Source organism: Mesorhizobium sp. M7A.F.Ca.ET.027.03.2.1 (assembly GCF_003999175.1).
Classification (GTDB): Bacteria; Pseudomonadota; Alphaproteobacteria; order Rhizobiales; family Rhizobiaceae; genus Mesorhizobium.
This window is the reverse complement of sequence record NZ_RZOM01000896.1, coordinates 1-2,581: the sequence shown is the minus strand read 5'-3', so window position 1 is coordinate 2,581 and position 2,581 is coordinate 1. Positions and strand designations below refer to the sequence as shown.

The 2,581-nt window shown below is 62.9% G+C and carries 1 protein-coding gene and 2 pseudogenes; all 3 read right to left on the bottom strand.

Annotated features, from left to right (window positions below; translation table 11 throughout):
• Positions 1–362 (bottom strand): annotated as a pseudogene (locus EN750_RS28610) (formylmethanofuran--tetrahydromethanopterin N-formyltransferase); the annotation flags it as partial.
• Entirely contained in the window at positions 350–1,981 is a 1,632-nt protein-coding gene (locus EN750_RS28605) for a formylmethanofuran dehydrogenase subunit A (RefSeq protein ID WP_127398760.1), read from the bottom strand. The pseudogene EN750_RS28610 and the gene EN750_RS28605, both read right to left, overlap by 13 nt.
• Positions 1,975–2,581: pseudogene (locus EN750_RS28600) on the bottom strand (tungsten formylmethanofuran dehydrogenase); the annotation flags it as partial. The gene EN750_RS28605 and the pseudogene EN750_RS28600, both read right to left, overlap by 7 nt.

The following is a 2,581-nucleotide window of genomic DNA, read 5'->3' as shown; positions in this document are numbered from 1 at the left end:
GAACCGAGCTTGAGCTCGGCGCTGCCTTGCAGCCCGGCAAAGCAGGCGGAACCCGGCGAGGTCAAAACGCACTGGCCGACACGATTGAGCAGTTGCTTCTGCAATTCGTCCGTTCCCATCGCGAAGATCATGACGCGGCAGCCCGGCCGGCCATCCGGTGTGGCCGAGGGCGGCAGGTCGAGATCGATTGCCGCTTCGCAGCCGCAACCGATCACCGAGGTGGCGAAGCCGGACATCGTGATCGCCGCCTGGCGAGCCCATTTCCGGCTCGGCGCGGTGATGACGATGGCGGTTGCGCGCATGCCGAAGGCTTCCGCGAAGGTATCGTCGATCGTCATCCCATTGACGCTCATGTTCGGCATGGCACCTCGCCGAATGGCTGTTCGCGCGCAATCGCGGAATCCGGAAAATTGAACCAGTCCAGCGACAGGCCGTAGCGCTGCTGGTGATAGTCCTCGAGCCGTCGCACCATTGCCTTGTCGACAGGCGGCTTGAGCCTCAATGCCTTGCCCCAGCGGTAATGGATGATTTCCCCGTCTTGCACGACGAGATCGCCATCCTTGAAAACATACGCCGCCTGTCCGAGCATTTTCGCGATACTGCGGTCCCTGCGATAGACAGCGATGTCGGCTATTGCACCGGCGCCGAGATGGCCTCGATCCGTCAAGCCGAGCAGCTTGGCCGGCGCCGCGCGCGTCATGATGGCGATTTCCTCGAACGTGTATTCGCGGTCGATTGCGGCCAGGGTAGAGAGCGCCAGGGCGGATCGTGAAAGTCCAGCGGTCATTTCGGCGCGCGCTTCCCGGCTCATCAGCAGTTCGAACAGCGCCGGATAAGCCGTAAAAGGTGCACCGTTGGGATGATCGGTGGTGAAGAACACACGCCAGGGATCGTCGATCAGGAGAAAAAGCTCGAGCCCGATCGCCCACTGCATCGTGCCGTAGAAGTCCTTGCCATAGCTGTAGGGCACGATGCCGCCGCCATTGCCGTCACCATCATGAATGACGGTCTTTTTCGGGTGCGCGCTGCCACGCGCCGAAAACTGCCGCATGACGTCGGAGGAGACCGTGACCGTCTGGCCGAACATGACCTGGCCGATATCGATGGTGACTTCCGGCGTCGCGTTGACCAGTTCGGCAAGCCGTGCGGCGGCAGAGGAAAACCCACGTTTTCCTTCCGTGCCATAGCCATAGAACTGGAGGTGGGCGAGATGCAGCGGCAGCCCATCCGCCGCTGCGATCGTCGCAGCCGCCGTATTCGCCGATCCGGGGCTGCCCAGATTGTTGCAATGGACATGCAGGGGATGCGGCAGGCCAAGACTGTCGACGGCGGCCTGCAGCGTCTTGACGATCTTGCGCGAACTGACGCCATAGGAAGGCACGACATCGTCCAGCGAGAAGGTGCGGACGTTCTCCTTGAAGGCGGCCGCCGCACCGGCGTTGATCACCTTGACCCCAAGCGCTCGCGTCGAAGCGACCGTCCAGGCGACATAGTCCTCGATCATCGTGGAGGGGGCGTCATCGCGGATCATCGACAGAAGGAAATCGTCATTGCCGAGAATGGCAAGGGTTGCTTTGTCGATGATCGGGATGTCAGCCAGTTCGAGATGCGTGTGAAGCGCCGCTCCCGGCGACATCGCCGGCTCGACCACCGTCGTAAAGCCCATCTTTGCGTAGAGGCAGCCCGTCTGGAACGTCGACCAGCCGGCATTGGAGAGCGGCGTCGTTGCTGGCCTCAGCTGATGGGCGGCATGCTGTTCGGGCAAGAGCAGCCGCGCGGTGTTCACATTGCCGCCACCGATGTGGGAGTGGATGTCGATGGCGCCAGCCATCACGATGCAGCCGCTGGCTTCTATGGTCCGGTCGGCCGCCCCTCCCGCCGGCGCCGGGACGATCTTGTCGTCCTTGATCCAGAGGTCGCCTTTGCCGAGACGGCCGTTGACGGGATCGATGATGTCGCCGCCGGCGATTTTCGTCAGCATGGCAGTGGCTCGGCGAAAGCGTGGGTAGCGATCAGGCGGATGATCGTCGCGGCGGAGGGCAATTGCGAGGCCGCTTGCGCCTCGGTCGACCTGAGCGAGCCCGTGCGGCTGGAATAGACAACCGCATCGTGATCAAGCCCAGCCTCGCCGATGGCGATGGTGACTGCGGCACCGGCAACCGGCTCTTGCGTTTTCGTCAACGCAATCAGTGCCATGCGGCGCTTTTTTTCCTTCGGTTGGGCCGTTGCGGCGGAGATCCGCAGGTGCAGGTCGGCTTCGCCGGCAGCGATCATGCGCGCCACATCGCAGCGCCAGGGATCGAATTCCGGGAAGCCGCGCGCAAAGCCGGTGCGCAGCGGAAAACCTGTCATCCAGGCCGAGGCGAGCGTGCTACCCCAGCCGTTTTCGTTCGCCGGCAGATGAAGGCCGGATGCGCGCGAGTTGCGATTGAGATCGGCGATCAGTCCTTGCAGCATCTCCAATGCCAGGCCTTCGGCGGCGTGGCCTGAAAACAGGAACACGGGAAAACGCGCGGCCGCCAGAGCTTTGGCGAAATCATTGAAATTCGACACCGGTTGCGATGTACGCCGCCCTTTGTAC

Bases quoted from the DNA above. Each gene is read 5' to 3' on its own strand.
- EN750_RS28605 (WP_127398760.1), bottom strand. From the start codon at position 1,981: ATGCTGACGAAAATCGCCGGCGGCGACATCATCGATCCCGTCAACGGC.